At 61.9% G+C, this 14,485-nt stretch carries 15 protein-coding genes; 6 read left to right on the forward strand and 9 right to left on the reverse strand.

The genetic code is table 11. The features are described from left to right. The first annotated feature begins 67 nt into the window (after window positions 1–67). Both gatB and EN859_RS29570 read left to right on the forward strand, forming a co-directional pair. Window positions 68–1,567, forward strand: a complete 1,500-nt coding sequence (gene gatB, locus EN859_RS29565) for an Asp-tRNA(Asn)/Glu-tRNA(Gln) amidotransferase subunit GatB (RefSeq protein ID WP_127856173.1) — start codon at window positions 68–70, stop codon at window positions 1,565–1,567. Window positions 1,568–1,570: 3 nt separating this feature from the next. Then, window positions 1,571–2,059: a GNAT family N-acetyltransferase gene (locus tag EN859_RS29570; protein ID WP_127856174.1), complete on the forward strand. Its 489-nt coding sequence runs from the start codon at window positions 1,571–1,573 to the stop codon at window positions 2,057–2,059. A gap of 63 nt (window positions 2,060–2,122) precedes the next feature. Here EN859_RS29570 and EN859_RS29575 read toward each other — a convergent pair whose 3' ends face one another. The 3 genes from EN859_RS29575 to panB all read right to left on the reverse strand — a co-directional run bounded on the left by EN859_RS29575 (window position 2,123) and on the right by panB (window position 5,417). After that, window positions 2,123–3,523, reverse strand: coding sequence for a glycosyltransferase family 39 protein (locus tag EN859_RS29575; RefSeq protein ID WP_189502318.1), 1,401 nt, complete (start codon window positions 3,521–3,523; stop codon window positions 2,123–2,125). A 173-nt stretch (window positions 3,524–3,696) separates the two neighbouring features. After that, on the reverse strand, window positions 3,697–4,548 hold the full coding sequence (gene panC / locus EN859_RS29580) for a pantoate--beta-alanine ligase (RefSeq protein WP_127856176.1): 852 nt from the start codon (window positions 4,546–4,548) through the stop codon (window positions 3,697–3,699). After that, the gene (panB, locus tag EN859_RS29585; RefSeq protein WP_127856177.1) at window positions 4,545–5,417 is read right to left on the reverse strand and encodes a 3-methyl-2-oxobutanoate hydroxymethyltransferase; all 873 of its coding nucleotides are present in this window, start codon (window positions 5,415–5,417) and stop codon (window positions 4,545–4,547) included. The genes panC and panB overlap by 4 nt, the downstream gene beginning before the upstream one ends. A gap of 218 nt (window positions 5,418–5,635) precedes the next feature. Here panB and EN859_RS29590 point away from each other — a divergent pair, with 218 nt between their 5' ends. After that, the gene (locus EN859_RS29590) at window positions 5,636–6,034 is read left to right on the forward strand and encodes an NADH:ubiquinone oxidoreductase subunit NDUFA12 (RefSeq protein WP_127856178.1); all 399 of its coding nucleotides are present in this window, start codon (window positions 5,636–5,638) and stop codon (window positions 6,032–6,034) included. 126 nt (window positions 6,035–6,160) lie between these two features. Further along, a complete protein-coding gene (locus EN859_RS29595; RefSeq protein ID WP_127856179.1) occupies window positions 6,161–6,628 on the forward strand; it encodes a DUF2155 domain-containing protein in 468 nt (155 codons plus the stop codon). An 87-nt stretch (window positions 6,629–6,715) separates the two neighbouring features. Here the strand turns inward: EN859_RS29595 and aat are convergent, their stop codons facing one another. The 6 genes from aat to EN859_RS29625 all read right to left on the reverse strand — a co-directional run bounded on the left by aat (window position 6,716) and on the right by EN859_RS29625 (window position 12,056). After that, on the reverse strand, window positions 6,716–7,333 hold the full coding sequence (gene aat / locus EN859_RS29600) for a leucyl/phenylalanyl-tRNA--protein transferase (RefSeq protein ID WP_127856180.1): 618 nt from the start codon (window positions 7,331–7,333) through the stop codon (window positions 6,716–6,718). A gap of 46 nt (window positions 7,334–7,379) precedes the next feature. Next, a complete protein-coding gene (gene accC, locus EN859_RS29605) occupies window positions 7,380–8,723 on the reverse strand; it encodes an acetyl-CoA carboxylase biotin carboxylase subunit (protein WP_127856181.1) in 1,344 nt (447 codons plus the stop codon). 19 nt (window positions 8,724–8,742) lie between these two features. Then, window positions 8,743–9,201, reverse strand: a complete 459-nt coding sequence (gene accB, locus EN859_RS29610; RefSeq protein WP_127856182.1) for an acetyl-CoA carboxylase biotin carboxyl carrier protein — start codon at window positions 9,199–9,201, stop codon at window positions 8,743–8,745. 26 nt (window positions 9,202–9,227) lie between these two features. Continuing rightward, window positions 9,228–9,662 carry a type II 3-dehydroquinate dehydratase gene (aroQ, locus tag EN859_RS29615; RefSeq protein ID WP_127856183.1) on the reverse strand — a complete coding sequence of 145 codons (435 nt, stop codon included), beginning with the start codon at window positions 9,660–9,662 and terminating at the stop codon, window positions 9,228–9,230. Between the two features lie 134 nt (window positions 9,663–9,796). After that, window positions 9,797–10,603 (reverse strand): DsbA family protein, encoded by an 807-nt coding sequence (locus EN859_RS29620; RefSeq protein ID WP_127856184.1) that lies wholly within the window; start codon window positions 10,601–10,603, stop codon window positions 9,797–9,799. 58 nt (window positions 10,604–10,661) lie between these two features. Then, window positions 10,662–12,056 carry a M48 family metalloprotease gene (locus EN859_RS29625; protein WP_127856185.1) on the reverse strand — a complete coding sequence of 465 codons (1,395 nt, stop codon included), beginning with the start codon at window positions 12,054–12,056 and terminating at the stop codon, window positions 10,662–10,664. A gap of 210 nt (window positions 12,057–12,266) precedes the next feature. Here EN859_RS29625 and EN859_RS29630 point away from each other — a divergent pair, with 210 nt between their 5' ends. Together EN859_RS29630 and EN859_RS29635 are read left to right on the forward strand one after the other, a co-directional pair. Further along, on the forward strand, window positions 12,267–13,415 hold the full coding sequence (locus tag EN859_RS29630; protein ID WP_127856186.1) for an aminotransferase class I/II-fold pyridoxal phosphate-dependent enzyme: 1,149 nt from the start codon (window positions 12,267–12,269) through the stop codon (window positions 13,413–13,415). An 11-nt stretch (window positions 13,416–13,426) separates the two neighbouring features. Further along, on the forward strand, window positions 13,427–14,356 hold the full coding sequence (locus EN859_RS29635; protein WP_127856187.1) for a glutaminase: 930 nt from the start codon (window positions 13,427–13,429) through the stop codon (window positions 14,354–14,356). Window positions 14,357–14,485 lie beyond the last annotated feature (129 nt).

Genomic DNA, 14,485 nt, shown 5'->3' on the forward strand with positions numbered 1-14,485 from the left:
GTTTGCACTAGCCAATGGCTAAATTGTTAGCCTCACTAAACTTAAGCCAAGTTCAAAATAGGCCCCCATGACCATCATCGACACCCGCACGCCCGTTGCCAAACGCCTGATCCCTGGCGCCACGGGCGACTGGGAGATCATCATCGGCCTCGAGGTCCACGCGCAGGTGACCTCGGAGGCAAAGCTGTTCTCCGGCGCATCGACCAATTTCGGCGCCGCACCCAACGCCAATGTCAGCCTGGTCGACGCGGCGATGCCGGGCATGTTGCCGGTCATCAACGAGGAATGCGTCAAGCAGGCGATCCGCACCGGCCTCGGGCTCAAGGCCGAGATCAACCACAAGTCGGTCTTCGACCGGAAAAACTATTTCTATCCCGACCTGCCGCAGGGCTATCAGATCTCACAGTTCAAGCAGCCGATCGTCGGCGAGGGCAAGGTGATCGTCTCGGTCGGTCCGGACAGGCAGGGCGAATTCGAGGATATCGAGGTCGGCATCGAGCGCCTGCATCTGGAGCAGGATGCGGGCAAGTCGATGCACGACCAGCACCCGACCATGTCCTATGTCGATCTCAACCGCTGCGGCGTGGCGCTGATGGAGATCGTCTCCAAGCCTGACATGCGCTCCGCCGATGAAGCCAAGGCCTATGTGACCAAGCTGCGCACGATCGTGCGCTACCTCGGCACCTGTGACGGCAATATGGACGAAGGTTCGCTGCGCGCCGACGTCAACGTCTCGGTGCGCAGGCCCGGCGGCGAATTCGGTACGCGTTGCGAGATCAAGAACGTCAACTCGATCCGCTTCATGGGCCAGGCGATCGAATATGAGGCGCGCCGGCAGATCGCCATCCTGGAGGACGGCGGCAAGATCGACCAGGAAACGCGGCTGTTCGACCCCAATAAGGGCGAAACGCGCTCGATGCGCTCCAAGGAAGAGGCGCATGACTACCGCTATTTCCCGGATCCCGACCTTCTGCCGCTGGAATTCGACCAGGCCTATGTCGATGCATTGGCAAAAGACCTGCCGGAGCTTCCCGACGACAAGAAGGCGCGACTGATCTCGACGCTGGGTCTGTCGACCTACGACGCCTCGATCCTGGTGTCGGAAAAGGCGATCGCCGACTATTTCGAGAAGGTCGCTGCCGGGCGTGATGGCAAGCTTGCCGCCAACTGGGTCATCAATGATCTCCTGGGTGCCCTCAACAGGGCCGGAAAAACCATTGAAAACGCTCCGGTTTCGCCCAGTCAGCTCGGAGCGGTTATCGACCTGATCAAAGAAGGCACCATCTCCGGCAAAATCGCCAAGGATCTGTTCGAGATCGTCTGGAACGAGGGCGGCGATCCGCGCCAGCTGGTCGAAAGCCGCGGCATGAAGCAGGTCACCGACAGCGGCGCTATAGAGAAGGCAGTGGACGAGGTCATCGCCGCCAACCCGGACAAGGTCGAGCAGGCGCGTGCCAAGCCAACCATGGCCGGCTGGTTCGTCGGCCAGGTGATGAAAGCGACCGGCGGCAAGGCCAATCCGCAGGCGGTCAACGATCTCGTCAAGGCCAAGCTCGGCATCGAGTAGGGCATGTTCATCCGAACCGCCGGTGAACGCGACCTTGCTGCGATCCGAGCGCTGTTGGTTGAGACGTGGCATGCCACCTATGACGCCATCTACGGGGTCGAGCGTGTCACCGCGATTACCGATGATTGGCATTCGATCGCCTCGCTCAAGGCGCGGCTGACGCGACCGAACTCCGAATTCCTCGTAGCCGACGACGGCAAGCGCATCGGCGGTATGGCTTTCGCGGCCGCCACAACGGATGCGAAGATCATCATGTTGAACCAGCTTTACGTGCACCCGGCCTGCCAGAGGCAAGGGATCGGTCAGGCGCTGCTGGAAGAGGTCGAGGCCAGCTTTCCGGAGGCGCAGACGTTGCGTGTCGAGGTGGAGGAAGCAAACACGCCAGCTGTCGCCTTCTACCGCTCGAGAGGGTTTCTGCCCGCCAGCAATACCGCCGATTGCGGCGGCAGTTCAGGGCTGCCGGCGCTGATCCTGGAGAAACCGCTCGGATAGGTCGTCCGCCGCGCGGCTATGATCAGCGGTTGTCGGCTGCAGGCGGCGCGCTTGTCGAAGCCGTCAATGCTGCCCCTTCAGGACGACAAGATAGCCGCGCTCCACCGGCAGGCGGAACGCGACCTGCTCCGAAGCGCCTGGGTCCCCCGAGGTCTTGTCGATGACGTAGCCGCCGGGATGGGATTGTAGCCATTCCTGGGGATTGTCGACCTGTTCGAATGGTTTTTCGAGTCTGGCAAGGAAGCCGACCTCGCCCTGGTAGTCGAAGGCGACCGCCCAGTCCGCGTCCTTGCGTTCGTCGATGAAGTTCGCCAGTGGCATGAGATCATAGCGCTTGAAAGCGGTCGCTGATGCGATGGCGTGGCCGATGCCGAAAATCGCCAGCATGACAAAGGCTGTATTTCTGAACCTGGCAAGCTTGATCTCGGCCATGAAATACCCGAACAGGATGGTCGCAAATGGCAGCGCCGGCATCACGTAGTGAGGCTGCTTGCCGTATATAGCGCTGAAAACCAGCAGCACGGCGACGAGCGAGAACGACAGCAGGCGCAAGGCACGCAGGTCGGGCGATTTCGTGTCGATCAAGCTGCGTATCCGGGTGCGCAGCTTCAGTCGCCACACCTCGGGGATGAAAACCCACGGCATGAACATGACCGGCAGCAGCAGCAGATAGAAATAGAACGGTCGGCCGTGCGAATTGTGCAGATTGCCGGTGACCCGACCCGCCGACTGGCTCCAGACCAGGTCGTAGACGAAATTGCCCTTCGTCAGAATGGTCGCCGGTGCCAGCCAGACCGCCACCGGAATCAGCGCGGCGAGAATCGCCAGGCCTGCTCCCGAGAAGAATTTTAAAGGCGCCAGCTCAACGCGTCGGTCGCGCCAGAACGGATACAGCAGCACGGGTGCGCCGATATGGATGAGAACGACCGGGCCTTTCGTCAGAACGCCAAGTCCGATGAACAGTCCGGCCAATACTGCCTGCCAGCGGTTGCCGCTTTTGGCAAAGGCGAGCAATGACAGCAGCGCGGCCAGCACGAAGGCCGTCAGCAGCATGTCGAACAGGATCAGCGTCGAATAGATGACGAAGACGGTGCTTCCAGCGACGAGCCAGGGGATGCGCCTTACGATGTCGTCGCGTTCGGGAAAGAGGGTTCTTGCCAAAAGCGTCGTCAGCCAGATGACGAGCGACGACGCGGCGAAGATGACGAGCATCGCGGCTACCCGGCTTGCGCCGAAAATGCTCCAGACTAGATCGATGAGCCAGAACAGTAGCGGCGGCTTCTGCAGATAGGGCGCAAAGTTCATCGTCGGAACAAAGACATGCCCGCTCAGGTACATTTCCCAGGTGACACTGAGATACCGCGTTTCATCGACAGGCAGCAGCGGCCGGAAAGCGACCGCGATGCAAAGCAAGGCAAGCAGGAACAGGTAAGGGAGCAGCCGCTCGGTATGTATTGGTATCAAAACTTGGAATCCGCGCCGGAAATCATTCTCTTTCCAGCTGGGCATGACGCCCCGTTCCTGGATCGCACAGAACCGCACCACGATTTTGGCCGAATTGCAACGACGCCGGCTTAGTAGCCTGGATTCTGAAGAGTGCGTCCATAAAGGCCTGAAAAATATGCGGGTTGCCTGAACTAGGCAGAGGGTATCTCTACATTGTCGATCAGCCTGGTCTTGCCGAGCCAGGCTGCGGCGAGCAGGCGGCCGTTGCGATCGCGCCGCCATGGGCCGAGCGTCAGGCTCTCGCGCGCCGCGACATAATCGACGCTCTGGAACCCCCCCTCGACGAGTGCGCGACCGGCTTCGACTGTCGAGCTCGCTTCTTCGGTGCCGGCTGCAAGTGCCGTCGCCGTCCTGCGCAAGATCGCGTTGAGCTGGCGTGCGATCTCGAGCTCGGTTTCGCTGAGATAGGCGTTGCGCGACGACATGGCGAGACCGTGCGTGTCGCGCACGGTCGGCGCGCCGATGATTTCCACTGGAAGATCGAGGTCGCGGCAAAGCCGCCTGACCACACAAAGCTGCTGATAGTCCTTTTCGCCGAAGATCGCACAGTCGGGCAACGCCTGCAGAAACAGCTTTGCCACGACCGTAGCGACGCCGTCGAAGAAGGTCGGCCTGAAATCCGATTCGAGACCGGAGGAGGGGCCGCCAACCGAAATTCTTGTGGCAAAGCCGACCGGGTACATCTCCGCCACACCAGGCGTGAAGGCGAGATGCGCGCCGGTCGCAGCCAGCTTATCGAGATCGCGGGCAAGCTGGCGCGGATATTTGTCGAGGTCTTCGCTCGGTGCGAACTGGGTCGGATTGACGAAGATCGAGACGACGCAGCGATCGGCCCTGTCGAGTGCCATCCTGACCAGCGAGATATGGCCGTCATGCAGCGCCCCCATGGTCGGCACCATGGCAACGCTGAGACCCCCGCGACGCCAGTCGCGGATTTGCACGCGAAGGGCGGCTACGCTGTCGACGACAATCGGCCGGCTCATGCCTTGCGCCTGCCTGATGTGACCGGGCCTGATGTGGCCGGGCCCGATATGGCCGGGAAAACGTGATCCGGGCCGGGGAATCTCCGGCTTCGCACTTCGGCTGCGTAACTCGTGGCCGCGTTCGAAATCACGCTGCGCAGGTCGGCATACGCCTTGACGAATTTCGGCACATGCTCGACGGTCAGGCCAAGCATGTCGTCGACGACCAGGATCTGGCCGTCGCAATCGCCGCTGGCGCCGATGCCGATGGTTGGAATTGAGATGCGCCGGGTGAGATCGGCGGCGACGGTCTCGACGGTGCCTTCGATGACCAGCGAAAATGCGCCGGCCTTTTCGACCGCGTCCGCGTCGCGAAGGAGTGCCGCCACATTCTCCTGGGTCCGGCCCTTGATCCTGTAGCCGCCGTCCTTTTCCACCGATTGCGGCTGCAGCCCGATATGGCCCATCACCGGAATCCCGGCAGCAACGATCGCGGAGATCTGCCTGATCATGTCGACGCCGCCCTCCAGCTTGACTGCCTGGCAGCCGGTCTCATCGACAATCCGTCGTGCCGAGGCAACGGCCTGCGCCGTGGAGCTCTCGTAGCTGCCGGCCGGCATGTCGACCACCACACAGGCCTTGGCCGAACCGCGCATCACAGCTTGCCCGTGGGCGATCATCATCTCCAGCGAGGCGCCGAGCGTGTTCTTGTGGCCGTAAAGGACCATGGCGAGGCTGTCACCGACCAGAAGCAGGTCGACGTGATCGTCGAGCAGGCGTGCGACAGGGTAGGTATAGGCGGTGAGGCAGACGATCGGCACGCCGCCCTTGCGAAGGCGGATCGATTCGGCACTGATCCGAACGTCGGTCAGGGACATGTTCGGGGACATTCTTCATCTCCCGCAGCGGTGGCCAAGCCGGGCACCTAGTATGGGCGAGCTTTAGAAAGACGAGAGAGGCTTGGCAAGCGGGCGCCTGCGGAAGACGATAAGCTCGGTTCGGTTTCTCGAGATGCCATTTGTGCCGCAGTTGCGGCAAGACCCTTGCCTTCGCGATGGCCTGACGCCATAAGCAGGAAACAGGCGCCGCCGACGCCGCGAGGACTTGGATGAAAACTTTCCTTCTGCAGTTTTTCACCTGGTGGAACAGCCAGACCCTGGGGACACGCTTCCACACCTGGCGTCACGGCAAGAAGGTCGGGCAGGACGAATTCGGCAACGTCTACTACGAGGGCGGCATCGATTCGGAAGGCCGCACCCGTCGCTGGGTCATCTACAGCAACTATTCGGAAGCCTCGGCTATCCCACCCGGCTGGCATGGCTGGATCCATCACCGCGTCGATACGCCGCCGCCGAGCGACGACTACAAGCCACGCGAGTGGCAGAAGCCGCACCAGCCGAACCTCACCGGCAGCGCCGCTGCCTACCGCCCGAAGGGTTCGGTGCTGACCAATCAGCACCGTCCGCAGGTGACAGGCGATTACGACGCCTGGACGCCGGGTTCCTGACAGGTCAAAGCCGCGGATCGGTCCTTTGTCGCCACAATTGGCATTTAGCTGCTTGCTGATCAGAAAACGGCGACTAGCCTTGGCGGATCGATAGAATCACCCGGGCGCAACCACCGGTATCCTTGCATGAGCATTTTCAGCCGAATTTCGACGGGCGGACTGGCTGCAACAGCCGCTGTTGTCTTATGCACGACGACATTTGCTGCTGCGCAGACACCGGCACCGGCACCGGCAGCGCCGGCGGCAGCCGAGCGCATCACCAATCCCGTCGCCGAATTCGCCGGCATCGACAAGATCACCGGCCGCATTATCACCTTCGATGTCTATATCGACGAGACGGTGCAGTTCGGCGCTTTGCAGGTGACGCCGCGTATCTGCTATTCGCGGCCACAAAGCGAAGAGCCGAAGACCGATTCCTTCGTCGAGGTCGACGAGATCACGCTGGATCGCAAGATACGTCGCATCTTCACCGGCTGGATGTTTGCCGAAAGCCCCGGCCTCAATGCCGTCGAGCACGCCGTCTATGACATATGGCTGAAGGCCTGCAAGCAGAAGTCGGACGTGCCGGCTCCCGCCCCACCCAAGACCAATTAGAGCGCTGCGTCCGTTCGGACAGCGAGGACGCTGCTGGCGTCTTGATCCGCGCTTCTTTAAATTTTACGCGACCAGCGCTGACGGCGATCACGGAAAAAAGATCGCGTCACCCTTTAACGCGTCGGCCAGCATCTTCTCGTATTTGCCGCGCGGCACGTCGATGGCACCAAAGCGCTTGAGGTGCTCGGTGGTGAACTGCGTATCAAGCAGCGCGAAACCGCGTGCCTTCAACCGTTCGACGAGATGGAAAAGGCAGATCTTTGAGGCATCGGTCTCCTTGGCGAACATGCTCTCACCGAAAAACACCCGCCCGAGCGACACGCCGTAGAGACCGCCGACCAGCCGCTCCTCGCGCCACGCCTCGACCGAATGGCAGTGGCCGAGCCGATGGAGTTGCACATAGGCTTCGCGTATCGGCGCATTGATCCAGGTCGACCGGCGCTCCTCACGCCTTTCGGCGCAACCGTCGATCGTCGCCTCGAAATCGAAATCGAAACGGATATCGAACAAGCATTTCCGCATCGTCTTTTTCAGGCTTTTCGGTGTGTGAAACCCGTTGAGCGGAATGATGCCACGCGCCTCAGGCCGCACCCAGAACACTTCCGGGTCAGCGGCACTTTCGGCCATCGGGAAGACTCCCGAAGCATAGGCCTTGAGCAAAAGGTCGGTCGGGATGCGATAGCCGGGCGCGTAGGGACGGGTCATCGCGACATCACATCTAAATATATATCCGTATCTATATGCTCACCACCTAATCCTCTTTGGCCAGGTATTTTTCCAGCCAGTGGATGTCATAGTCGCCATTGGCGATATCGGCATTGCCGACGAGATCGCGAAACAGCGGCAGCGTCGTCTTAATGCCGTCAACGACGAACTCGTCGAGCGCGCGCCGCAGCCGCATCATGCATTCGACGCGGTTGCGTCCGTGCACGATCAGCTTGCCGATCAAGCTGTCGTAATATGGTGGGATCTTATAGCCTGAATAAACGCCGGAATCGACACGGATGCCGAGGCCGCCCGGCGTGTGGAAATGGGTGATCGTGCCGGGCGAGGGAGTGAAAGTGCGCGGATCCTCGGCATTGATGCGGCATTCGATGGCATGGCCCAGGAAGCGGATGTCCTCCTGGCGCACCGAAAGCCCGGCGCCCGAGGCGACGCGGATCTGTTCGTGCACGAGGTCGATGCCGGTGATCGCCTCCGTTACCGGATGCTCGACCTGCAGCCGCGTGTTCATCTCAATGAAGTAGAATTCGCCGTTCTCGTAGAGGAATTCGATGGTGCCGGCGCCGGAATAGCCAAGATCGGCAATGGCTCTGGCGCAGACGCCGCCGATATATGCGCGCTCCTCGGCATTGAGGGCGGGCGATGGCGCCTCTTCCCAGACCTTCTGGTGGCGGCGCTGCAGCGAGCAGTCGCGTTCGCCGAAATGCACGCCGTGGCCGGCACCGTCGCCGAACACCTGCACCTCGATGTGGCGCGGCTTTTGAAGGTATTTCTCGATGTATACGGCGTCGTCGCCGAAGGCAGCACCGGCTTCCGAGCGCGCCGTTTGCAGCGCGACTTCAAGGTCTACTTCGCTGCGCGCCACCTTCATGCCGCGTCCGCCGCCGCCGGCCGACGCCTTGATGATCACCGGATAGCCGATCTCGGCGGCGATGCGCTTGGCTTCCTTTTCCTCGGTGACTGCGCCGTCGGAGCCAGGCACAACAGGAATGCCCAGGCGCTTTGCCGTGCGCTTGGCCTCGATCTTGTCGCCCATGATGCGGATATGGTCGCCGGACGGGCCGATGAAGGTGATATTGTGCGCGGCAAGGATATCGGCGAACTTGGCGTTCTCCGACAGGAAGCCGTAGCCGGGATGCACCGCATCGGCGCCGGTGATCTCGCAAGCCGCGACGATCTGATGGATGTTGAGGTAGCTGTCGCGCGACGGCGGCGGCCCGATGCAGACGCTCTCGTCGGCCAGCCGCACATGCATGGCATCGGCGTCGGCGGTCGAATGCACCACCACTGTCTGGATGCCGAGCTCCTTGCAGGCGCGCAGCACCCGGAGAGCGATTTCGCCGCGATTGGCGATGAGGATTTTCTGGAACATCTTTCGGCTGTTCCCGGCTCTACTCGATGACGACGAGAGGCATGCCGTATTCGACCGGCTGGGCATCTTCGAACAGGATCGCCGTCACCGTGCCGGCACGCGGCGAGGGGATCTGGTTCATCGTCTTCATCGCCTCGATGATCAGCAGCGTCTGGCCTTCCTTGACCTTCTGCCCGATCTCGATGAACGGCTTGGCGTCGGGCGACGGCGCCAGATAGGCGGTGCCGACCATGGGCGAAGCCACTGCATTCTTGGACACGTCGAACTCCGCCGGCACGGAAGCCGCCGCGGGCTGAGGTGCTGCCGGCGCATAGGCGGGCTGCGGCGCGGCAACCGCATGGACGGCCGGCGCCTGTCGCGAGACGCGCACCTTCAAGTCACCCAGCTCGACCTCGATCTCGGTGAGATTGGTGTCGTTCAGTATGCCCGCCAGATCGCGGATCAGTTGCTGGTCAACACCGTTCTTCTTTATCGACATTTTCGAGCCTTCTGTTTGTTGGCCGGTCATAGGCGTGCTGCCAGCGCCTGCAGCGCAAGCGTGTAGCCAAGCGGCCCGAACCCGCAGATCATGCCGACAGCGACCGGCGCGACCATGGAGACGTGGCGGAATGGTTCCCGCGCGTGAATGTTGGAAAGATGGACTTCGGCCACCGGCAGCGGCGCGATGGCGCGGATGGCGTCGTGGATGGCGATCGAGGTGTGGCTGTAGGCACCCGGATTGATGACGATGCCAACGGCCTTGTCGGCGGCTTCGTGGATCCAGTCGACGAGATCGCCCTCATGGTTTGATTGACGGAAATCAATCTGCAGCCCAAGTGCCGCACCAGCCTGCTTGCAGTCGTCGGCGATCGCGGCGAGCGTCTTGCCGCCATAGATGCCTGGCTCGCGCTTGCCGAGCGCGTTGAGGTTGGGACCGTTCAGGACGAAAACCGTTTTCAAAAAAGCCGACCTTTCCCGGCGCCGGCCTCAAGCCGGCGCGCCGGACCCTCTATAATGGGCATAGACGCCTGCGGAAAGAGCGCAAGTGCGTTCTTTCGCTGTCCACAACAGGCGGAAAATTGCCTGCTGCAAGATCAGAGCGCGGCCTTCGCCGCCTCGATCTTTTCCGCCAGCACTTCCCGGCCGAGCGCCCCGAACACCACCTCGTTGCCGACCACATAGGAGGGCGTTCCGGTGATGGCCAGCTTGTTGGCAAGCTCATAGGTCTTGGAGAAGGTCTGGGTGATGCTCGGATCCTTCATCTTCTCGCGCAGCGTCGCCTCGTCGGCGCCGAGCGACAGTGCCACCTTGATCGCCGCGGCCTCTGTGGCGCGTCCCTGGCCGCCGAGCAGGGCGTTGTGGAACTCACCGTATTTTTCCGGCTTCATCAGGTGGAAAGCCATCGAAACGACGCTGGCCTTCTGTGAATCAGGGCCGAGGATCGGGAATTCCTTGAGCACGAAGCGCAGGTTCGGATCGGCCTTCGTCAGCGCCCGCATGTCGTCGATGGCGCGTTTGCAGAAGCCGCAATTGTAGTCGTAGAACTCGACGATGGTGACCTTGCCGTTCGGATTGCCGACGACGCCGTCGAAGGAGGAGTTGAATATCTCGTCCTTGGCATTCTTGATGACGCCGAGACTGGCGATCCGCTGCTCTTCCTTCTGCTTGGCCTCAAGCGCGCTTTGCGCCTCGAGCAGTACTTCAGGGTTCTTCAGGAGATAGTCGCGGATGATGCCTTCGACCTCGGCCCGGTCGATCTTGGTGCCGTCCGATGACGCTGTCTGGACGATTTGCACCGTATCGGCCTTCGCCGTTTGCGGATTTCCAGTGACGAAGCCGAAAGCCAGCATGGCAAGCGCTGCCGCCACTCCCGTAGTGCCGAGCAATATTGCCTTGTTCATGATCCTCGATCCTCTTGCCTGTTCCGGTCCGCTGTGTCGCCGCGCGCGGCCGAAAGGTTCACTTGTTTTTGCCGGAAGGCGCGTAGTTTATGATATCCTGCGCACGAAGCCACCCCGGCTCGCCGCGCTTCATCTTCATCTGCGCACGCATAGCGAAGATCTTCGCGTTCTTGTAGTCGCCGGAATAGAAATGGCCTTCGGCAGTGGCGAGGTCGGCCGCCGGTATGTCGCCCAGCTCGCCATAGGCCTGGGCCAGGTAGCGATATCCTTCGGCGTTTTCGCGGTCGCGCCCGAGACCGTTGCTGATCTGCACTGCTGCCTTCTTCAGGGAATCGGGCGTGCCGATGGCCATCAGCGCCTGTCCATAGGAGACCGGCAGCAGTCCGGATCGTGCCGGATCGAGGCTGACTGCCTTGGCATAGGCATCCGCGGCATCCTTGGGCTTGTTCGCCTTCATCAGGATGTCGCCGCGCAATTCCTGGAAATAGGGGTTTTTCGGTTGCTCCTTGATCAGCGCGTTTGTCTTGGCGAGCGCGTTGGCCAGGTTGCCGAAAAGATACGTCGCCTGCGCATCGCCATATCGCGAGGCGAGGCTGCCCGGGTTCTTGCGCATCAGCCGCGACGCGGCGGCCTGGCCTTGCATGTAGACGGCGATCTTGATGCGCATCATATCGTGCCGCTGCTGCAGCGCCGGCGGGTCGACCTTGTCGACATAGGGGCTCTGTTTCACGAGCGCTTCGAGATTGGCGATGCGCTCCTGCGGCATTGGATGGCTGATCCGGTAGGGATCGACCTGCGCGCCGGACAGCGACAATGCGCCCTGGAAGCGGCCGAACGTCTTCAGCATACCCATGCCGGACTGGCCGGTGGCGTTGAGATAGCTGATCGCCGAGCGGTCGGCGGTCATCTCCTCGGTGCGTTGATAGGCGAGGATGCTGCGCTGCGCCATCTCGCCGCCGCCAGCCGCAACACCCATGCCAGCGCCGGCAAGGCCACGGCTCTTGGTGGTCGCGCCGGCGACCATCGCGCCGGCGCCGAGCAGCGTAGCGATGATCGCCATCGTCTTGGCGCGCTCGAGCTGCTCGCGCAATTTCTGCTGATGGCCGCCAGCGATGTGACCGGCTTCGTGAGCGATGACGCCGATGATCTCGTTCGGCGTTTCGGCCGTCATCAGCGCGCCGGTGTTGATGAACAGACGACGGCCGGCGACGAAGGCGTTGAAGCTCGGATCGTTGACCAGCACGATATTGACGCCATCTTTCGCCAGTCCCGCCGCCTTGAAGATTGGCCGGGCATAATCGCGCACCAGGGCTTCGATCTCGGCATCGCGCACCACCGGCACGTTTTGCGCGAACGCGCTCACCGAGCCGGCGACTGCGACCGCGGTTGCAAGCAAAAGCGTCGCGAATCCGCGCGCAGTCCGGGCTATCGTCGATCTGGGTCGGCTCAACATGACAGGTCCACTGGTAGACGAGCGGGCGAAGGATGAAAAGTCGGCACCGAAAACTTCCTGAGCTTGTGATCCCCATATCAATCGGGCATTTGTGCGGCGCGCCGTCAAAGCCGGCTGCTTGCGGCGGTAGACAATGCAGATGCCAAAAAGCGCATAGTGGTTTGAGACATGCATAAAGACAGAGGCTTAAAGCGGTAAGAGTGAGGTCAAATGGTTGTTTCGCTTTCGCGCCGCGGCGCGGTCGAGCCGTTCCACGCCATGGACATTCTGGCCGAGGCCAACCGGCTGAAGGCGACGGGCGTGCCGGTCGTTTCAATGGCTGTCGGGCAGCCGTCCGACCCGGCGCCGGCAGGAGTTAGAGAAGCCGCGGCCAATGCGCTGAAGATAGGCCGCATCGGCTATACCGACGCACTGGGCCTGACAGAGCTGCGCAAGGCGATCGCGGAGCACTATGCCGAGCATTACGGCATCGATGTCCCGCCTGGCCGGATTGCCGTGACCACCGGATCGTCAGCGGCCTTCAACCTGGCCTTCTTGGCGATGTTCGATCCGGGTGACCGCGTCGCCATCGCTGCACCCGGCTATCCGGCCTATCGCAACATCATGGCAGCGCTCGGCATCGAGATCGTCGAGATCGAGCTCGATGGCGAGGCCTATCTCCATGCCGAACATCTGAAAACCGCGCACCGCGAAAAACCATTGAAGGGCGTGCTGTTCGCCAGCCCGGCCAATCCAACCGGGGCGGTGATCCCCGCCGACGAGTTGTCGGCGCTGGTTGCGACGGCGGACGCGCTCGGCATCGCGGTGATCTCGGACGAGATCTATCACCGGCTCGCCTACGCCGCCCCGGACACGACGACGCTCGCCTACGGCACGGGCGTGACGGTGATCAATTCCTTCTCGAAATACTATTGCATGACCGGTTGGCGCATCGGCTGGATGGTGCTGCCGGAAGAACTGGTGCGGCCGGTCGAGCGCATTGCCCAGAGCCTCTACATTTCGCCGCCGGAACTGTCGCAGATTGCGGCGATCGAGGCGTTCAAGGCGACGCAAGAACTGGAAGCGGTGAAGGCGCGCTACGCCTGGAACCGCGAGCTTTTGATGAAGCGCCTGCCGGAACTCGGCTTTGCATTGGCGGCGCCCATGGACGGCGCGTTCTACGCCTTCTGTGATGTCACAAGGCACACCAACGACAGCATGGCCTTCGCGCGCCGGATGCTTGCCGAGGCGCATGTGGCGGCGACGCCCGGCCGCGACTTCGATCCCCTGGCCGGGCACCGGACCATGCGCTTTTCCTATGCCGGCAGCCATGACGACATGGTCGAGGCGATGGCGCGCATCGAACGCTGGCTGAAATAGCGAGGGACGCAATGCCGGAACTTGAGCAGGCCTTGGCCGAAGTCGCCGCCGAAATGGCGGAGCGTACGGATCGCGGTGAAGTCGCCAGCTACATTCCGCAACTCGGCAAGGTCGATCCGAAGAAGTTCGGCATTGCAGCGGTGACCAATGACGGCCGCGTGCTGATGGCGGGTGATGCCGATCAGCCGTTTTCCATCCAGAGCATTTCAAAGGTGTTCACGCTGACGCTGGCACTTGGCAATGTCGGCGACGCGCTGTGGCAACGTGTCGGCCGCGAGCCTTCCGGCAATCCGTTCAACTCGATCGTCCAGCTCGAGCATGAGAACGGCATTCCGCGCAACCCATTCATCAATGCCGGCGCCATCGTCATCTCCGACATCCTGCTCGCCGGCCACCAGCCACGCGAGGCGATCGGCGAGATCCTGCGCTTCATCCAGTTTCTGGCCGACGACGAGACTGTTATCATCGACCGCGAGGTCGCGGCTTCCGAACGCGCCACCGGCTTTCGCAATTTCGCGCTTGCCAACTATATGAAATCCTTCGGTAACCTCCACCATGCGCCGGAACTGGCGCTGGGCGTCTATTTCCACCATTGCGCCATCGCCATGAGTTGCCGGCAACTCGCCCTGGCCGGCCGCTTCCTTGCCAATGGCGGCAAGAACCCGGCCACCGGACATTCGGTGGTGTCGGCAGAGCGCGCCCGCCGCATCGGCGCAATGATGCTGACCTGCGGCCATTATGACGGGTCCGGCGATTTTGCCTTCCGCGTCGGCATTCCCGGCAAGAGCGGCGTCGGCGGCGGCATATTGGGGATCGTGCCGGGCGTGGCGTCTCTTGCCGTGTGGTCACCCGGCCTCAATGCCAACGGCAATTCCAGGCTGGGCTCGATCGCGCTGGAGAAACTGGCGAAGATGATGAATTGGTCGATCTTTGCGCCTTGATGCATGTCGCACAAAATTGCGCCGCGGCTTTTGGGATAACGACTTCAGGTGCGACGCGCTTTTGGGATTTACTGCTATTCCGACATGAAAAACCCCGCGCCGCCTACCGGGCAACGCGGGATTTTTGAT

The sequence above is a fragment of the Mesorhizobium sp. M00.F.Ca.ET.216.01.1.1 genome, from assembly GCF_004010325.2.
Lineage (GTDB): Bacteria > Pseudomonadota > Alphaproteobacteria > Rhizobiales > Rhizobiaceae > Mesorhizobium.